Annotated in this window: 13 protein-coding genes; 9 read left to right on the plus strand and 4 right to left on the minus strand. The window is 34.9% G+C overall.

What is annotated here, in order from left to right; genetic code table 11:
- Nucleotides 1-455: 455 nt before the first annotated feature.
- On the minus strand, nucleotides 456-4382 hold the full coding sequence (locus ACNQGB_RS11895; protein WP_417945256.1) for a PAS domain S-box protein: 3927 nt from the start codon (nucleotides 4380-4382) through the stop codon (nucleotides 456-458).
- A gap of 613 nt (nucleotides 4383-4995) precedes the next feature.
- On the opposite strand from ACNQGB_RS11895, the gene ACNQGB_RS11900 reads away from it, so the two are divergent.
- Both ACNQGB_RS11900 and ACNQGB_RS11905 read left to right on the plus strand, forming a co-directional pair.
- The gene (locus ACNQGB_RS11900) at nucleotides 4996-5211 is read left to right on the plus strand and encodes a DEAD/DEAH box helicase family protein (protein WP_417945255.1); all 216 of its coding nucleotides are present in this window, start codon (nucleotides 4996-4998) and stop codon (nucleotides 5209-5211) included.
- Nucleotides 5212-5273: 62 nt separating this feature from the next.
- Entirely contained in the window at nucleotides 5274-7544 is a 2271-nt protein-coding gene (locus tag ACNQGB_RS11905) for a helicase C-terminal domain-containing protein (protein WP_417945254.1), read from the plus strand.
- Between the two features lie 210 nt (nucleotides 7545-7754).
- Here the strand turns inward: ACNQGB_RS11905 and ACNQGB_RS11910 are convergent, their stop codons facing one another.
- On the minus strand, nucleotides 7755-8603 hold the full coding sequence (locus ACNQGB_RS11910) for a hypothetical protein (RefSeq protein WP_417945252.1): 849 nt from the start codon (nucleotides 8601-8603) through the stop codon (nucleotides 7755-7757).
- Nucleotides 8604-9199: 596 nt separating this feature from the next.
- Between ACNQGB_RS11910 and ACNQGB_RS11915 the strand changes: the two genes are divergently transcribed.
- Nucleotides 9200-10606, plus strand: coding sequence for an APC family permease (locus ACNQGB_RS11915; protein WP_417945248.1), 1407 nt, complete (start codon nucleotides 9200-9202; stop codon nucleotides 10604-10606).
- Nucleotides 10607-11049: 443 nt separating this feature from the next.
- Here ACNQGB_RS11915 and ACNQGB_RS11920 read toward each other — a convergent pair whose 3' ends face one another.
- Both ACNQGB_RS11920 and ACNQGB_RS11925 read right to left on the minus strand, forming a co-directional pair.
- On the minus strand, nucleotides 11050-12498 hold the full coding sequence (locus tag ACNQGB_RS11920) for a glyceraldehyde-3-phosphate dehydrogenase (RefSeq protein ID WP_417945246.1): 1449 nt from the start codon (nucleotides 12496-12498) through the stop codon (nucleotides 11050-11052).
- A gap of 161 nt (nucleotides 12499-12659) precedes the next feature.
- Nucleotides 12660-14060 (minus strand): trypsin-like peptidase domain-containing protein, encoded by a 1401-nt coding sequence (locus ACNQGB_RS11925; RefSeq protein WP_417945244.1) that lies wholly within the window; start codon nucleotides 14058-14060, stop codon nucleotides 12660-12662.
- 137 nt (nucleotides 14061-14197) lie between these two features.
- Between ACNQGB_RS11925 and dapF the strand changes: the two genes are divergently transcribed.
- The 6 genes from dapF (at nucleotide 14198) to ACNQGB_RS11955 (ending at nucleotide 18935) form a co-directional block, all read left to right on the plus strand.
- Nucleotides 14198-15001, plus strand: a complete 804-nt coding sequence (gene dapF / locus ACNQGB_RS11930; protein ID WP_417945242.1) for a diaminopimelate epimerase — start codon at nucleotides 14198-14200, stop codon at nucleotides 14999-15001.
- Nucleotides 15002-15067: 66 nt separating this feature from the next.
- Nucleotides 15068-15466, plus strand: a complete 399-nt coding sequence (locus ACNQGB_RS11935; protein ID WP_417945240.1) for an ORF6N domain-containing protein — start codon at nucleotides 15068-15070, stop codon at nucleotides 15464-15466.
- A gap of 145 nt (nucleotides 15467-15611) precedes the next feature.
- Nucleotides 15612-16145, plus strand: coding sequence for a GNAT family N-acetyltransferase (locus ACNQGB_RS11940; RefSeq protein ID WP_417945238.1), 534 nt, complete (start codon nucleotides 15612-15614; stop codon nucleotides 16143-16145).
- Between the two features lie 87 nt (nucleotides 16146-16232).
- On the plus strand, nucleotides 16233-17273 hold the full coding sequence (mltG, locus tag ACNQGB_RS11945; RefSeq protein ID WP_417945236.1) for an endolytic transglycosylase MltG: 1041 nt from the start codon (nucleotides 16233-16235) through the stop codon (nucleotides 17271-17273).
- Nucleotides 17274-17275: 2 nt separating this feature from the next.
- Entirely contained in the window at nucleotides 17276-18190 is a 915-nt protein-coding gene (locus ACNQGB_RS11950; RefSeq protein ID WP_417945234.1) for a DUF2279 domain-containing protein, read from the plus strand.
- Between the two features lie 97 nt (nucleotides 18191-18287).
- The gene (locus ACNQGB_RS11955; protein ID WP_417945232.1) at nucleotides 18288-18935 is read left to right on the plus strand and encodes a peptidoglycan-binding protein LysM; all 648 of its coding nucleotides are present in this window, start codon (nucleotides 18288-18290) and stop codon (nucleotides 18933-18935) included.
- Nucleotides 18936-19037 lie beyond the last annotated feature (102 nt).

Raw genomic sequence — 19037 nt, forward strand, 5'->3', positions numbered from 1 at the left:
TTGTTTATATTTTTTCATGCAAGACAAATTTAGGCTTTTGACCTTAAACACTTGGGGGGGTAACTCCAAGTGTTTTTAATTTATCTGTTGCACTTATAACTTGAACTTACATTACTATTTAGAGGTTAATAATTAGTATCAAATTTTATTAATTGTTACAAGTAGTTATTGTATTCTCCTCGGTCTTGCAGATTGATGCACAACGTTATGCCACTTTAAGATGGCTGGAAGTTCGTAACCGCTCAATTTTCAGCTTAACGAAAAACTTGATGCGAAACGATAATTCCACTGCATTTCAGCTTGCTCAAAGCTGTTGTGCGTTCGTTTTTTTTTCTAGGCGTCATTTTCGCTCAGTAATATTTCTGTTAAATTGCAGTCCGAAATAAGTTTTAATACAATTCCAAATGTTTAGGATGCTGGAGAATATTTGTTCTTCCTTAAAAAGTTAAATTTGCTCATTCTGTTTTTTGGAGAACGTCAATTATTTTACTGTATAGTAGTTGTTCATCAATGGGTTTAGAGATATAATCGTTCATTCCCACGGCGCGGGCTTTGTCTGCATCTATTGTAGTAACATCTGCAGTTAGCGCAATAATGGGAATATTCGAGTTCATCGTGTTGCGCACGTAAGTGGTAGCTTCAAAGCCATTCATTTCGGGCATTTGCAAATCCATCAATACAAGGTCGTACTTCTTTTGTTGTAGTTTTTCAATCGCAATTTTTCCGTTTTCGGCAATTTCGACCTCAAAGCCAAAGTCAGCGAGTATTATTTTTATTAAAAGCTGGTTGAGTGGCATGTCTTCGGCAACCAATACTTTCAAGTTTATTATCTCCGCTTGCTTGTTATAGACCCGTTCCGTCTGGTGTTTTATTTTTTGGTTCGTTTTTGCAAAACTCAATTCAAAACTAAAGACAGATCCTTTCCCTAATTCGCTTTCTACGTGTATTGTCCCACCTTGTTGTTCTGTCAATTTTCTAACGATGGAAAGCCCCAGACCGGTGCCACCATACAAGCGCGAGTTTTCATAAGTTGCCTGTCCAAAATCGTCAAAAATATGTTCCAGCTTATTTTTATGAATCCCAATGCCAGTATCGGTTACTTTAAATTCAAGTGTTACTTCCTCCGAATCCTGTTTAAGTAGGGCAACGCCCATAGTTATTTTTCCTACTTCGGTAAATTTTACAGCGTTGCTCACCAGATTTAAAATTATCTGGCGCAAACGAGTAGGGTCGCCTAATATAATTTCGGGTATTGCTGTGTCAAGTTGTTCTACCAGTTCTAAATTTTTCTCTTTTATTTTAATATCGAATAATAGAAGCATTGCTGAAAGAGAAGTAGCTAAATTGAAAGGTATTTTTTCAAAGGTCATTCTGCCGGCATCCACTTTGGCAAGGTCGAGAATGTCATTAATTAAAACCAGTAGAGCATCGCCAGATACCTTGATTGCAGTTAAATATTCTTCCTGCGTTTTGTCTAATTTCGATTTTAAGAGCACATTGGTAAATCCTATAATGGCATTCATGGGGGTTCGTATTTCGTGGCTCATGTTGCTCAAAAATTGTTGTTTTCCCTGCATTGCTTCTTCGGCTAAATGCGTAGCAGCTTCTGCTTTACTCTTTGCTTCTTTCAACTCATGAATATCGGTTTTGCTTCCCACCCACATAATTATTTTGCCTGTTTCATCTTTTACAGATACTGACCTGCTTAGGTGCCATCTATACGCACCTTCTTTGTTTTTGATGCGACACTCTACGTCAAAAACATCTCCTGTGGCGACAGAGTGTTTCCAACTATTCACCATGGGTTCTAAATCATCGGGGTGTATCGTTTTTACCCAACCGCCGGCCACTAATTCGTCAAATGTCAGGCCTGTATCTTCAAGCCATTGTTGATTGAAGAATTTAATATTGCCCTCGGCATCGGCATTGGTAATTTTTTGAGGCATATTGTTGGTTAAAACACGAAACATTTTCTCGCTTACTTCAATAGCTTTTCTGGCATTTACCTGATCTGTTATTTCGTCTGATAGCACCATCACACCAGAGATAGTTCCATCGGCTTCACGCAATGGCTCATATACAAATTTTACAAATACATCTTCCATCATACTTTTACGATGAATGGTGAGAGAAAGCTCTGGGGATACAAAACGATTGCCGGTGCGATATACATCATCTAACAGTTGTTTATAAACTTGGTCTTTCACTTCAGTTATAACATCAAATAGAGGTTTGCCTAGTGAATCTTCTATTTTTATATCCAACAAATTAGCCATTTCTTGGTTTAAGGTTTCAAATATAAAATCTTCTCCTCGCAGTACGCAAATGGCTACTGGTGCCAGCATTACCAAAAGCCTGAACCGTTCTTCACTTGCTTTTATTTTTTCAGCTACAGTTTTTTGTTCATGTATTTCTGTGGTAACACCTATCCACATTTCATGTATTCCATTTTTATCTTTTATAGGCGATGCGATGTTTAAATGCCATACATAATCACCTTGTTTATTTTTAAACCGCATTTCCATTACTAGGTCAGTTCCTGTTTCGGCTGCTTTCTGAAAACGCTCCTGAAATTCTTCCACTTCATCTGGATGCATAATTTGGTGGTATCCAAAATCTCTTAATTCTTCAAAAGTATATCCACTGAAATCTAACCAGTGTTTATTAAAATAGGTAACACTTCCATCTACTGATGCATTGTTTATTTTTGCGGGCATTAAATCAGCCATTAGGCGTAATCGCTGTTCGCTTTCTTCAATCTTCCTTTTTGCATATACCTGCTCGGTTACATCATTACCAATAATAGTAATACCCGAAATAGTTTCGTCCGCTTCCAAATAAGGTTGAAAAACAAAATTGAAAAAATATTCTTCCCTTAAGTCCCCATGAAGACTTTTAGGGCTTTGTACTTCATTACCATGAAAAGGGATACCGGTGGCACGAACTTCATCAAGTAAAGCTGGGAAGCTTGTGTTTTTAAGATCGGGCATAAGGTCAAGGAGCGATTTGCCTTCTATGTCATTCCCTATTCCCCAAACTTCTTTGATCCGGTCGTTTGCAAGGTCAATGATAAGGTCTTTGCCTTTTAGCACGGCAAAAGTAAATGACGAATGCTTTAGCATCAGGTTATACCGCTTATCACTTTCTTCAATTTTTTTTCTTGCGAGCACTTTATCAGTTACATCAATGGCAACATTAATTACTCCAGAAACATTTTTATTGTAGTCAAATATTGGATGGTAAATAAAATCAAAATATCCTTTGAATTCATTGCCATCTTTCAAAAAGCGAACAGGAAATTCGTTTCCCTTGAAAGGAATGCCAGTAGAAAATATATCGCTTAAAATTTTATCCAATCCCTGGGTAGCAGTTTCGGGAAATGCATCAAATAATTTTTTTCCAAGTATTTCACTTTCTGATTTTCCTATAATTTCGCAGAAAAGTTTATTTGCAAGTGAAATCACTAGTTCTTTTCCTTCATAAATATTTAAAGCAAACGGGGCTTGCATAAAAATATTCTGAAGTTGCTGCTGACTATCTTTAATTTTTTGCTTTGCATTTACTTCGTTCGTTACTTCAATGGCAATGATAGTAACCCCCGAAATAGTTTCGTCTGCTTCCAGATAGGGCTGATAAACAAAATTGAAATAAGCGTCTTCCAGTTTACCATTGCGCAAAATCGGGGCAAGCAATTCATCGCCGTAAAACGGAATACCGGTGGTGTACACCTTATCAAGCAACTCCGGAAAAGCGGAGTCTTTTAGTTCAGCTATCACATCAAATAATGGCTTTCCTTCTACGTCATTTCCTTTTCCCCACATTTCTTTTATGGAATCGTTGGCAAGCGAAATAACCATATTTTTACCTTTGAAAATAGCAAAACCAAAGGGCGATCTCATCAGCATCATATTGTATCGCTTTTCGCTGTCTTCAAGCTGCTTCAACGCTTTTTTCTGCAAATCGAGCAGTGCTAAAAGTGTTTCATTTTCTGTCACATCCTCGGAACGCTGAATGATATATTTTACGTTATTGTTTGCGTCAAGAATAGGGGAATTAATGACTTTCCAATATTTTGATTCAAACCCGCCACTTTCCGATGTCCGTTTAGGAATATCGTATCGTACAATTGGCAAGGTATCGGCAGTTTTATTTTTGATGACCCAATTAAAAGAAGCGCGCATCTTACTTTCTCCATCGCTAGTTCTATCCTCAGGGTTAAGAGGAAATACAACAAAAATATCGCGCCCTGTAATGTTCTCACGTGTGGTTTTAGTTTTCTTAATAAAATCGTCAGAAGCCGCAACTATGGTAAAGTTGGTATCTATAACTAGGACCAATCCCTGAGACTGCTCGAATAAAGCTACATAATCTATTGTATCCATAAGTTTCGATATTATCAGATAAAAACACTGATTAATGAATTAAAGAGCTTGTCAATGATTTAATTTTTATGGTGAATAAAAGTAGCTGTTTGTAAATTTATATCATTTTTATCTGAATTTTGTCTACCGTGACGCACAATGTCCCGCGGTTCTCAATCTGTTTGGGACTAAATTAAGATTTATTTGTTGGTTACACACAAAATTTACAAATATAAGTTCAACTGCCAATTAAGCATAATGCCCAAACCCGTTGTAGCTGTTGGCAGAATTCTATTTTATTCGAGTCAATATTAAATTTAGCGTATTTCATTTTGTTATATGTTTTTTTGTAAAGTTCTCGCGCCTGTAACTGTTTGTGACTTACGAAGACGAGTATTTTCGGCTGAACTAAAATACGAATAAAAAATGGTAATTCCACTAAATTCGCAAATGGCAACAGACATGTGTTAACGGTTGTTTCTTTGAATAATCCGATTTGTAAATTGTATTTTAATTAATCTTTTGTCAATAAAAATTTTCATATCAGAAATTCAATCTCTACGATTTTTTCTTACTTAATTCTTGTAAATTATAATATATTTGTCTTATATAAATTAAATAATTAGCTACTAAAATGATAAATTTTAAGAAACGCTTGGAGGGCTCCAAACCTGACCTAAAAGTTAATCCTATAGAATTATACGATACTTTAGATAGAGCAAGTGATAAAGGACCATTAAGACCCTCGCAATATGCAATTTTAGAAGATTGGCACAAAAATTATCGAGAAGATAAAGATAGTATTATAAAACTTCATACAGGTCAAGGTAAAACTTTGATAGGTTATTGATTCTGCAATCGAGATTAAACGAAAAAAAAGGATCTTGTATATATATTTGTCCAAACATTTTTTTGGCAAACCAGACTTGTATTCAGGCTCAACAATTCGGAATTCCATACTGTGTTATTGGAAATGATCGTGCTATACCGAAAGAGTTTTTAGATGGTGAAAAAATATTAATTACTCACTCGCAAATAGTTTTTAATGGAAAATCGAAATTTGGATTGAAAAATAAGTCAATTCCTTTTGATTCCATTGTATTAGATGATTCGCATTCTTGTATAGAAACTATAGAAGATAGTTTTACAGTTAAGATTCATAAAACGGATAATGTGACAATTAATAATACAGAAGAATTTGACCAAATTTTAAATTTATTAGAAGGATCTCTAGAAGACCAAGGATATGCCAAACTGCAAGAAATAAAAGATGGAGATACTGAACAGGTAATAAGTGTGCCTTATTGGATATGGAAAGAAAAGTATAAAGCGGTAACCGATGTTATAACAGCGAACAAGGATAAAGAGTCTTCGAAATATAAATTTGCTTGGGATTTAATTAAAGATGAAATAGAAAATTGTTTTTGTCTTCTTTCAGGCGATAAAATTGAGATTCGACCATATAGAAATCCAATTGAAAAATACGGTAGTTTTTATAATGCAAAATGTCGAATTTTTATGTCTGCAACAACAAACAATGATTCATTTTTCATAAAAGGTCTTGGTTTAAAAAAAGAAACTGTTTTAAAACCTATAGTATTTTCAAACAATCTTTGGTCAGGAGAAAAAATGATTTTAGTGCCTTTTCATATTGATGATAAATTAGATAGAATGTCAATAATTGGAACTTTCGGAAAAAGTGATACTACACGGAAGCTGGGAGTTATAGCATTGACATCAGGTTTTCATCGCACCAAATCGTGGGAAAATGCTGGGGCCACAGTAGTTACTACTAGAAATATCTCTGAAAAGATAGAAGATCTTATAGACGGAAGATTTTCTAATACTTTAGTTTTTGCAAATAGATACGATGGAATAGATTTACCTGATTCTAGTTGTCGTCTGCTAATTGTTGATTCAAAGCCATATTCTGAGACTTTGTATGATAGATATCAAGAAGATGTTAGACTAGAAAGCGATGTTATTGATATTAAAATTGCTCAGAAAATTGAGCAAGGACTTGGTAGAGGTGTAAGAGGTGAAAAAGATTATTGTGTAATTTATTTGATTGGTTCTGATATTCTAAGTGTAGTAACAAACGATAGATATAGAAAATTTTTTTCCGAACAAACCCAAATGCAGATTCGAATTGGATTACAGTTAACTCGTTTTGCTGTTGAAGATGCAACAACTTCGGATGGTTTTAAAATTTTAGTTGAGACTACAAATCAGTGCTTAAAAAGAGATAATAATTGGAAAGACTTTTATAAGCAAGAAATGGACTCAATTACACCTGCTACTAAGGATATAGAAATTCTACAAATCTTAGAACTTGAAAAACAAGCTGAAGATTTATTTTCGAACTTTGAGTATCAAAGAGCAAGCAATAAAATTCAAGAATTAATGGATAAATATATTGATAGTTATAACGATACGGAAAGAGGATGGTATTTGCAACAAATGGCAAGGATGATGCATCCTGAAAGTTCAATAGATTCTAATAAGTTGCAAGTTCTGGCTCATAAGAAAAACAAGTATTTATTTAAACCTAGTTCTGGGATGCAAATTAAAAAGTTGAGTATTAACGAAGACCGAATAGAGAAAATAAAGAAATGGATAAAAACATTTTCGTCTTATTTGGAATTAAAATATAAACTTGAAGGGATTTTAGGAGATTTAATATTTGGCGCATCTGCTGACAAATTTGAAATGTCACTAGAGGAAGTTGGTAAATGTCTTGGTTTCGAATCTGAAAGACCAGAGAAGTATTGGAAAGAAGGACCTGATAATCTTTGGTGTATATCTAAGGGAGAATATATTTTGTTTGAGTGCAAAAACGAGGTCGATGTGAAGCGGGCTGAAATAGTAAAAAAGGAATGTGGGCAAATGTCAAATTCTTGTCATTGGTTCGATAAAACATATGTTAATGCGGAAAATGTAACCCCGGTGATGATAATTAATACTCGTAAACTAGCCAAAGAAGCCTCAATGGATAAAAGAGTAAAAATTATGAAAAAGAATAAACTTACATTATTACATAGAAATATAAAAGATTTTTTCAGCGAATTTAACAATCACGATTTAAATACAATTACATCTACTCAAGTTACTCAATTACTAGTTTTACATAAATTGGAGGTTGAAGATTTTAAAGGAGATTTGTATTTTGATAATTTTGTATAATTCTTGAATTGTTTTACGTATTCAAGTTTCTATCGCAATTTTATTTCGTTAGATTCTTGACTCTGCGATGAAGTAATCGCCAACTTTCTCTTGCTACAAGCAGTTTGGGATTAAATCAGCGTTACCTTTCAGATTTGACCAAATCTTGCAAATATAAAACTAATTTCTAATTAAGTCAAATACCCAAACTGCTTGTAGCGTGTGTTAATGTCAGTTTCTATTCCGATATGCAGCTCCTTTAATTTCTTTATCTATTCTACTTTGAATAAAGTTTTCTAATTTAGGATTCTGAATCTTTATTATTTCAAAATTTATTTTTTGGTTGTTCTTTTGATAGTAATATTCAAACGGAGTTAACATCGAATCTAAAGTAAACGAATTACTTTTAAACCTCGCCATATCAACTAGCATATGATAAAATGTATTAACTAAAGTGAATCGTGATGTGGTAGTAATTAGGTTTTCAGCATTTAACATATCTGTAAGCTCTTGGGAAAATTCTTTACTAAAGCTTGGACGGAACGCGAAAGCCCATTCACCATTTTGAACTTTGTTTCTAATTGTAAAGTTTGGCATTAAAGATTCTGTAATTAACCTACGTAATCGAAAATATATTAGAACAAGTTCGTTCCCTAAATTTCTTCTTTGAAGCTTAATATTAACCGTTGAGCAAAATTCATCCTCAACAGGAATTAAATCATAGGCAATGCAGAAAATAATATGTAGAGTTTTATACCATTTTTGATCTAATGGTTGTTCTAGCAAGTAGCTAATTTGATTATCACTTAAAAGATCTTTTTCATAAAATAGCCGTTTAATACTTTCCTCTGCCCACGAAACTTGAATTCCAGATAAAATTCTAGATAGCGATTTAGCTTTTTCTATACTTTGAATTTTATCAGTTGCTGAATCGGCAAGGCTGAAAATAAAATCATCTGATTTATTTTTAGATAAATATAGAATCTTTAACTGATCTCGAATTTCTTCAAAACCAATTTTCAACAATTTCATGTTAGAGTTGTGATATTGAAAATACTGATATATTTCTTGTTGAGTCATATTTAAAATAAAATTCCTGCCCGAAATAGATTTTTTTAAAGCTATCTCGGCCAGGAATCGAACCTGACTTACCGATTGCTCGGTAGGATACCAATCCACGCTACTTTTGGTAGATTTTTATATCGTTGTAAATATAGTAATTTTAATTTTTAGTTGTTGTATAGCGAAATTGCCACGAACTAGTATATAGCCAATACAAACCTTTGCATATGCAAACCCAAATACGGCTTGCTTGGCTAAACTTTATACCACATTATATTCCTTCAAATATATTAAATTTTTCTTACAATTTTTATTGAAAAGAATAAACGTCTTTTTTTATTGTGGTTTGCGTGAGGGAGGGAAGCGGCATACTTTATTTTCTTTCTTTAAGAAAATAAAGATACAGCGTACCGCCCGACCCAAAGCAGCGAGGAGGAACGACAAAGCTGCTGCAGGGTCACGCGCAAAGGAACAATATCACGCTGCACCACTCACTCACCACCATTCACTTTTTTGTCACTTCCCCCATCCTTTTTATGAAATTTCTAAAAAAAGTATATCTTTAGCCAACTAAAATCAAAACCCCAAAACCAAAACCCCAAACCAAAAAAAAAATGGAAGACCAAAAACCAGACGATTTTAAAAGAGAATTAGGATTACTTGACGGAACCATGCTTGTGGTGGGTTCTATGATAGGTTCCGGGATATTTATTGTAAGCTCGGATATGGTTCGGCAATTGGGTTCGGCCGGTTGGTTGCTTGCTATGTGGGTGCTTACGGGCACCATTACGGTGATTGCCGCCGTGAGTTATGGCGAGTTGAGCTCGATGTTTCCTAAAGCGGGTGGGCAATATGTGTACATCAAGGAAGCGTATGGGAAATTGGTGGGTTTCTTGTACGGTTGGAGCTTTTTTGCCGTGATTCAAACAGGTACCATTGCTGCCGTGGGTGTGGCTTTTGCTAAATTTGCCGCCTATTTGTATGCGCCTTTAAGTGATAAGAATATTTTATACGAGATTGGGGATTTTAAACTCAATGCGGCTCAGATTGTTTCTATTTTCACGATTATTCTGCTGAGTTATATCAATAGTCGCGGGGTGAAAAACTCTAAGATTTTACAAACGGTGCTCACGGTTATCAAAATTTTATCGTTGGCTGGTTTGATTATTTTTGGTTTTATGGCTGCCAAAGCGGAAGTTTGGGACGCGAACTGGACCAATGCTTGGACGTCACAAACACTGAACGTAGAAACGGGTTCGTGGTTGCCTATTAGCGGAACGGCTTTGATATCTGGAATTTCGGCAGCCTTAGTAGGTTCGATGTTCTCTAGTGTGGCTTGGGAAGGGGTGACTTTTATCGCTGGCGAAATTAAAAATCCAAAACGCAACGTGGGATTGAGTTTGTTCTTAGGAACCTTAATTGTGAGTGTGATTTATATTTTGGCTAATATCATGTACTTGGCAGTTGTGCCTTTATATGAGATTGCTACAGCCGAATCGGATCGAGTGGCTGTGGTGGCTTCGCAAAGTATTTTCGGCTCTGTGGGGACATTAATTATTGCAGTGATGATTATGATTTCGACTTTTGCCTGCAACAACGGACTGATTATGGCGGGAGCCAGAGTGTATTATACGATGGCGCAAGACGGAGTTTTCTTCAAGAAAGCCGCTGAATTGAATAAAGCCAGTGTTCCAGCGTGGTCTATCTGGGCGCAGTGTATCTGGGCTTCGGCTTTGTGTCTGACTGGGAAATATGGTGATTTATTGGATTTTGTGGTGATCATCGTTTTGATATTTTACATCTTGACTATTTTAGGAATCTTTATCCTTCGTAAAAAAATGCCAAACGTAGAAAGACCGTATAAAGCATTTGGATATCCATTTTTACCTGCACTTTACATAATCATTGCTTCGGCGATTTGTATTGCGTTATTGTACACTAAAACAAGTACGAGCGGCTGGGGTGTGGTGATTATGCTCATTGGGATTCCAGTGTATTATTTGACGAAAGCAAAGGAGTAAATTATTTTTAGTAAAAAGTGAGAAGTGAAGAGTGAATTGTGAATGGTTTTTAATGCGTGGTATAAGGGATAATATATTGATTTTTAAGTTTGACTTTTTTAAAATCAGTGAAAAATCAGTGAAAAATCCGCGTCATCTGCGTTCCAATTCGATAGAGCAAAGACAGTAACACAGATAACGAATACGCTAAAATCTGCGGGCCATTAAATACAACAATGATAGTAATACTTAAAAAAAATCCGTTTACTACGCCTTAAAAGCGCTCCATTCACTGCAACAATGACAAATTAACACATAAAAAAATCCGTCTCGTTATCATAACGGGACGGATTTTCTATTAAATTCAGGTTGGTTTGTGGTTGTTTTAGATCTAAATAAATTAATTGACTAAAAACTAATATCTAAAAAAATACAACTACAAGCTACAACCTGTAAACAGTATGCTAGTAGTACGTAAAACGTCTTACTTTGGCAATATACTTAGCCAATCGAATTACTTGGTGGCTGTACCCATATTCGTTATCGTACCAAATGTATAAGACAATGTTTTTTCCATCTTTAGAAACAATAGTAGCATTACTATCATAAATGGCAGGTTGCGAAGTACCAACGATGTCTGAGGATACCAATTCGTTATTTAAGGAATACTTAATTTGCTCTACTAATTCGCCTTCCAAAGCGTATTTTTTCATGATAGCATTGATATCCTGAACCGAAGTAGTTTTTGACACTTCTAAATTCAAAACAACCAAAGAACCATTTGGTACAGGTACACGAATCGCATTTGAAGTCAGTTTTCCTTCTAACGACGGTAACGCTTTTGCAACAGCACTTCCAGCGCCTGTTTCGGTAATTACCATATTTAATGCTGCGGCTCTTCCGCGACGGTATTTTTTGTGCATGTTGTCAACCAAATTTTGGTCGTTGGTATACGCATGGATGGTCTCCAAATGTCCTTTGACAACGCCCAAAGTGTCTTCAACGGCTTTCAAGATTGGCGTGATAGCATTTGTAGTGCAAGATGCTGCCGAGAAAATATTGATTTCATCGGGATTGTATTCATTGTGGTTTACGCCATGTACAATATTTGGGACTCCTTTTCCGGGAGCGGTAAGCAGTACTTTATCAGCTCCTTTTGAAACCAAATGACGACTCAACGCTTCGTGTGTAGTAAAAGCACCCGTGTTATCAATCACCAAGGCATTATGAATATCAAAGAGGGTATAATCAATTTCTTCAGGTCCGTTTGCCGTGATAATATGAACCGTTGTTCCATTAATAATTAAGGCATTATTTTCAGGATCAGCAGTTACTGACCCTCCAAAATCACCATGAATAGAATCGTAACGCAATAAGGAAGCTCTTTTTTCAAGAGAAACCGCATCGTTTTTGTCACGAGTTACAATGGCACGTAAGCGCAATTGGCTCCCTTTTCCTGTTTTAGACATTAATTCTCTGGCTAACAAACGACCAATGCGTCCAAAACCATACAATACAACATCTTTGGGTTGAATTTCCTCTGAGTCTTTTGCGTTTTTTAGTTTGTCAATAACAAAATATTTGGCATCTGGATATTTATCCTCTTCCAAACCATATTCATAAGTTAGTTTGCCAATATCTAATTTTGCGGGAAGCAAGTTCAATTCTAAAATGGCTTTTGCAATCTTAACAGAATCAAATACTGAAATCGGTTTACCCACAAATTCAGCTGCATATTCGTGTAAGTTGATGATGTCACTTACATTTCTGTCTAGCATTTGATTCCGGAATAACACCATTTCAATTGATTTATCATACCATAAATCGCTGATGATTTTTATGAGTTTTGCTCCTGCGCGTCGCCTGTCAGCTTGTAAAGAAACTTCTTTTTCGTATAAAGTTGTAGTTGCCATTTTGAAAATTTAAGGAAAATAAAGAGTTGTATTTTTTTTAAAATTTGCGCAAAAGTACCCATTTCAATCGATTTCGTAGCGTGTTTTATGAATTATTTACGAAATAAAAAAGCCATCTTGTTTTTTCAAGATGGCTTTCGTAAAATAAAATAGAGGATTTTTTAAAGAATAACGCGCATGATTTCTCCATTTTTATTAATCATTTCTATTCGGATCGATTGGGTTTCTTCTTTTTTACTTAAAAGTTTAGAGACCGTTTCCACATCGGTCGCTTTTACATTGTCAATGCTTAAGATAATATTACCTATCAGTTCGTCTTCGTATTGTTTTAAGTTCTGGCTAGTGATGCCTTTGATTCGCACACCATATTCGATTTTAAATTTCTTTTTGTCAGCAGCCTCAATATTCTCTAATTCGATTCCTTTGAATTCGGCATTAAAAAATTCATTTTTACTTAAAGTCACCGGAATTACTTTAGTTTTTCCGTCTCGGTTATAAGTTACTTGTACTTTATCGTTTGGACGTTTGGTGTTGATGTATCCCGATAAATCCGCAAAAGAGCTGATGTTTTGTTCGTCTATTTTTACAATAACATCGCCTTTGGCTAAGCCAGCTTTGTCAGCGCCTGAATTTCTGGTCACTTTATTGATGTAAAATCCTTGAGTCAAACTAAGGCCGTACTCTTTAGATGAGATACTGTTCAATTCGCCACCTTCAACGCCAAGTATTCCACGTTGTACATTCCCAAATTCCATTAAATCCTCAATTATTTTTCGGGTAATGTTTGAAGGAACTGCAAAAGAGTATCCTACATAGGAACCCGTCATCGATGAAATCATCGTATTGATTCCTATTAGTTCACCGCGCGTGTTAACTAACGCTCCACCACTGTTACCAGGATTAACTGCAGCATCAGTTTGTATGAAAGATTGAATGCCGCTAGTGTCTAAATTTCTTGCTTTCGCAGAAACGATTCCCGCTGTTACCGTAGAAGTCAGGTTGTAGGGATTACCAACAGCTAGAACCCATTCGCCTACTTTTACCAAATCAGAGTTTGCAAATGCGGTGTACGGTAATTTGTCATCGGCATCAATTTTTAATAAAGCAATATCCATTTTAGAATCGGTTCCTATAAGTTTTGCTTTGTACGATTTTTTATTATTCAGTGTAATTTCAATTTCGGATGCATCTTTAATAACGTGATTGTTGGTTACAATATAGCCGTCTTCTGAGATGATTACACCAGAACCTGTTCCCACTTGTTCCTGAGATTGACCGCCTCTATACCCATAAAAATATTCTAATATGGGATTGCTTACCGTAGTTCGGGAAACATTTTTTACGTGAACAACGGAATGAATTGTTTTTTCGGCAGCCTCAGTAAAGTCAAGAACATCAGTTGATAAGCCCACTCTTTTTCCATATGAATTGGATGCCGTTGTTACTAATTCGCTTTTATCGTTAGAAAAATAACCATTAGTATCAAATAATAACTTGTATGAACCTAGTGTTACTACTCCGCTCAACAGTGAAACCAAAAAAAGTGTTGAAATTTTTTTCATAATTAAATTCGTTTATTAAGATATTTATCTTCAAAAATAAAAATAAAAAAGCATGGTAAAATACAGTTTAACGCTCTTTAACAATGATTAACATTTCATTAATAGTTGTACTTTTGTGAGACAAAATTCAAATTAAAATGCACATAGAGTTTTATAAATATCAAGGAACTGGAAATGATTTTGTAATGATTGACAATCGTTCTAATTTTTTCCCAAAACAAAATGCCCAACTCATTGCACACTTATGCGACAGGCGTTTTGGGATTGGTGGCGATGGACTTATTCTATTGGAAAACGACACGATCGCCTCAAATCTCGAAACTGCGACCGATTTTAAAATGGTCTATTACAACTCAGATGGAAACCAAAGCTCGATGTGTGGTAACGGCGGACGGTGTTTGGTTGCTTTCGCCAAAAAGCTACAGCTAATCAAGAACAAAACTACTTTCATAGCAACAGATGGTTTACATCACGCAACTATTGGAACAGATGGTTTAGTTGCTTTACAAATGATCGATGTTCATGAGTTAAAAGTCAGTTCTGATCACGTTTTCTTGAATACAGGTTCGCCACATCATGTGCAACTGGTTGATGATTTAGAAAATTACAATATTAAGGAAAACGGAGCCGCTATCAGATACGGTGATTTGTATGGTAAATCTGGATCCAATGTCAATTTTGTCAAACAAATAGACGATACCACTTTTTCATTGCGAACTTATGAACGCGGTGTTGAAGATGAAACACTCTCTTGCGGTACAGGCGCTACAGCAGTTGCAATTGCGATGAATGTTTTAGGAAAAACAGATGCTTCTTCCATTGATTTGAATGTTGAAGGCGGGAAATTAGTAGTTTCGTTCGAAAAAAATGAAGGACAATTTTCCAAAGTCTTCCTGAAAGGGCCTGCAGAATTTGTATTCAAAGGAACGATTGAGATTTAATTAGGAAGCTAAAGGATGTAATTTTTATTCAGTAAAAAAATAATTTTCACGAACAATGTAGAAAATATGGTTAAAGCAATTATGATTCCGGATGATATTATTAGCAGTAAAATTTATTTGATAAGAGATCAAAAAGTTATGTTAGATAAAGATTTATCGGAACTTTATGCGGTAGAAAACAAACAACTCAAACGGCAGGTTCGTAGGAACATAGAACGCTTTCCAGACGATTTTATGTTTGAACTTAATCAGTTAGAATTCGATAATTTGAGGAGCCAAATTGGCACCTCAAGTTGGGGAGGAACAAGGTATATGCCTATGGCATTCACAGAACAAGGTGTCGCAATGCTGTCAAGTGTACTTAACAGCACTACTGCTATAAAAGTAAATATTCAAATTATACGAGTTTTTACAAAAATAAGAGCGATGCTTACCGATACAATGAGCATGAAATTAGAAATTTAAGAAATTAAAAAGAAACTCTCTAATCACACTAAAAATATAGAACTTGTTTTTAATTATCTTGATGAACTAATTGACAAAAAAGATAATACCGAACCTAGAAAAAAAATAGGGTATAAAAATAATTAAGTAAAATCTTAATTTTAAAATGAAAACATTAAAAGGCGACAATATCTACATTCGAGCATTAGAACCCAATGATTTGGAGTTTGTGTATGCAATAGAAAACGATCAAAGCATTTGGGAAGTGAGTAATACGCACACGCCCTACAGTCGGTTTTTAGTCAAACAATATTTAGAAAATGCCCAGCAAGACATCTATGAAGCCAAACAGTTGCGATTGGCTATTTGTCAAGACCAAGATTTTCCAGCCTTAGGTTTAATCGATTTATTTGATTTTGATCCAAAGAATAATAGGGCAGGAGTTGGTATCGTAATTCAAAATAAAGACAACCGAAGTCAAAATATTGGTTCTGAAGCATTACAATTATTAATCGAATATGCTTTTTACAATCTTAATTTGCACCAATTGTATGCAAATATTGGTACCGAAAATGCAGCAAGTACAGCACTTTTTACTAAATTTGGATTTGAAAGAATAGGTGTGAAGAAAGATTGGACCCTCGTAAACGGCGTATATAAAGACGAAGCTATTTTTCAATTGATCAATACTAATTTTTAAAATTGAAACTTTGAATCGGTATCGTTTCAAAATCAAATAAATAGAAAGCACATTAGGGACATGTTTCCTCGTAAAAAAATACCACTTATGAATATTAAAAAAATAATTAGCATAGTCTCCGTTGTTGTAATAGCAGTATTAATGATTTATGGTTTGATACTTTTGAGACAAATTTTTTCTGCCAACACCAAATTTTCGGATGATGAGGTATACGTTTACGTTCCTACAGATGCAAAATACGAGGATGTAAAAAAAATTATGACACCTTATGTAGAGAACATGGATCGATTTGAAATGGTCGCCAACAAACGAGGCTATACTGATAATGTGATTCCGGGTCGTTTTTTATTGACAAAGGGAATGAATAGTTACGCTCTGGTTAAAACGTTGCGACTTAATTCACCCGTAAAACTGGCGTTTAATAATCAAGAGCGCGTAGAAAATTTAGCAGGACGTGTAGGCTCTCAAATTGAAGCCGATAGTTTATCATTGTTGAATTCGTTCAAAGATTCTATTTTTTTAAAAGAAAACGGGTTCAATGAAGAGAATGTTTTGGCGCTTTTTATTCCGAATACGTATGAGATTTATTGGAACATCACCGCTGAAAAGTTCCGTGATAAAATGATCAAAGAATACCGCAACTTCTGGAATGAAGAGCGAATTGCAAAGGCAAAAGCACAAGGTCTAACTCCAGTTGAAGCGACAATCTTAGCCTCAATTGTTCACAAAGAATCTGTTAAAAAAGACGAAAGACCAAGAATTGCCGGAGTGTATTTGAACCGATTGAGATTAGAAATGCCCTTGCAAGCAGATCCTACGGTGATATTTGCCATGAAAAAGAAATCGAATGATTTTAATCAAGTCATCAAAAGAGTTTTTTACAAGGATTTAATAATGCCGCATCCATACAATACGTATATGAATATAGGCTTGCCTCCAGGACCTATTGCAATGCCTGATATTACTGCGTTGGAAGCGGTTCTAGATCCTGAAAAAAATGATTTTATTTATTTCTGCGCAAGTGTAGAGCATTTTGGTTACCATGAGTTTGCTGCTACATTGCCAGAACACAATGTAAATGCAAAAAAATATTCAGATTGGATCAATAGTCAAGGCGTAAAAAGATAGTTTTGAGAACTACTTTTGGCTATATATTTTTATTTCTAGTCGTTTTTCAAATTGGCTTTAGCCAAAGTAAACCATCTCATTTTTTCAAACCTTCTGATTCTTTGAATCTAAAAAGGCAAAATACGGTTGTTATTACCGAATCAATTTTGGCCACGGGAACTTTAATTGGCTTGAATGAGGTTTGGTATGCGGATTATCCCAAATCTGATTTTCACTTTATAAATGACAATTCTGAATGGCTCCAAATGGACAAAGCTGGTCATCTATTTTCCTCCTATCATTTGGGACGATTCGGAGCTGAGATGCTGCAATGGAGTGGCACTTCTAAAAAAAATCAGGTGTTTTATGGAGCGGGATTGGGCTTTGCGTTTTTAACAGCTGTTGAGGTAATGGACGGCTATTCCGCTGAATGGGGCGCTTCTTCTGGGGACATAATCGCCAATGCTGCTGGAACAGCTTTGTATATTTCACAAGAATTGATTTGGCAGGAACAGCGCATTACACCCAAATTTTCCTTTCATACTACAAAATATGCCATTTTTAGACCTTCAGTTTTAGGAAGTTCCTTTTCAGAACAAATTCTTAAAGATTATAACGGACAAACGTATTGGCTTTCCATTAATTTAAATTCGTTTACAAAAGACTCAAAAATACCAAAATGGCTCAATGTAGCCCTAGGTTATGGGGCGGAAGGAATGATAACTGGAAAGAAAGAAGTTGTACTTCCGAATACAGCATTTAATCCCAAAAGATTCAGGCAATTATATCTGAGTTTGGATGTTGATTTGAAAAAAATAAAAACAAATTCACATTTTTTAAAGACCGTTTTCTCTATTTTAAATACTGTGAAGATTCCTGCGCCTACAATCGAATTTGTGCACTTTAACGATATTAAATACCACTTCATCTATTTTTAGACAAGTTTAACTACCTGATTATCAGTATAATTTTTTTTGTTGTATATTTGCACATAGAAATTTCTTAACGGGACAGCGTTTTGAAGAAAAAAAATTTATGATAAAGAAGTGGTATTTTTACACTAGTCTAACTGTAATTACAGTTTTTTTGAGCTCCGGTTTTAGACCGTTTAACTTAGAAACCAGCCCTTGGTTTCTTATCAATGAAGAAGAAGGAACACACTACTTATTTCCTTCTGAAAAACAAGAAGATTACATCAATTCGAACATCCCTTTTACCGGAAACTTTTTCGTAGGTTTCAGAGAAGCAATTGGTTATAGAGAATCTGAAAGTAAATACAGAAAAATTAATTCCTTAGGTTATTTAGGTAAATATCAATTTGGTATTGAAACATTAAAGTCAGTTGGAGTGCGAAGCAGTTCTTCTTTTTTGAATAGTCCTGAATTGCAAGAAAGAGCCTTTATTGCTCTATTAGCAAAAAATAAATGGGAACTGAAAAAGGAAATTGAAAAATATGAGGGAACAATTCTGAACGGAATTCATGTTACAGAGTCAGGGATTTTAGCAGCAGCACATCTAGGTGGTGCTGGGTCCGTAAAAAAGTATTTTAAAAACAAGGGTAAGCGTTATTTTAGAGATGCATACGGAACTTCAATAAGAACTTATATGAAGTTATTTGGAGGTTACGATACGTCTTTTATTATTGCAGATAGTAACGCAACTGTAAGAAGCATTCAGATTTAAGAATAAGATACATTATGAAAAAAAGCTGTGAAATTTACTTTTCACAGCTTTTTTATTTTAGAACAATTGATAAAAAATTGGATAGATATAAGGAATTCTTAT

This window comes from Flavobacterium frigidum (assembly GCF_048286795.2).

Coding starts and splice junctions, on each gene's coding strand:
- ACNQGB_RS11910 (WP_417945252.1), bottom strand. CDS start 8,603: ATGACTCAACAAGAAATATATCAGTATTTTCAATATCACAACTCTAAC.
- ACNQGB_RS11895 (WP_417945256.1), bottom strand. CDS start 4,382: ATGGATACAATAGATTATGTAGCTTTATTCGAGCAGTCTCAGGGATTG.
- ACNQGB_RS11940 (WP_417945238.1), top strand. CDS start 15,612: ATGAAAACATTAAAAGGCGACAATATCTACATTCGAGCATTAGAACCC.
- ACNQGB_RS11955 (WP_417945232.1), top strand. CDS start 18,288: ATGATAAAGAAGTGGTATTTTTACACTAGTCTAACTGTAATTACAGTT.
- mltG (WP_417945236.1), top strand. CDS start 16,233: ATGAATATTAAAAAAATAATTAGCATAGTCTCCGTTGTTGTAATAGCA.
- ACNQGB_RS11900 (WP_417945255.1), top strand. CDS start 4,996: ATGATAAATTTTAAGAAACGCTTGGAGGGCTCCAAACCTGACCTAAAA.
- dapF (WP_417945242.1), top strand. CDS start 14,198: ATGCACATAGAGTTTTATAAATATCAAGGAACTGGAAATGATTTTGTA.
- ACNQGB_RS11935 (WP_417945240.1), top strand. CDS start 15,068: ATGGTTAAAGCAATTATGATTCCGGATGATATTATTAGCAGTAAAATT.
- ACNQGB_RS11915 (WP_417945248.1), top strand. CDS start 9,200: ATGGAAGACCAAAAACCAGACGATTTTAAAAGAGAATTAGGATTACTT.
- ACNQGB_RS11925 (WP_417945244.1), bottom strand. CDS start 14,060: ATGAAAAAAATTTCAACACTTTTTTTGGTTTCACTGTTGAGCGGAGTA.
- ACNQGB_RS11920 (WP_417945246.1), bottom strand. CDS start 12,498: ATGGCAACTACAACTTTATACGAAAAAGAAGTTTCTTTACAAGCTGAC.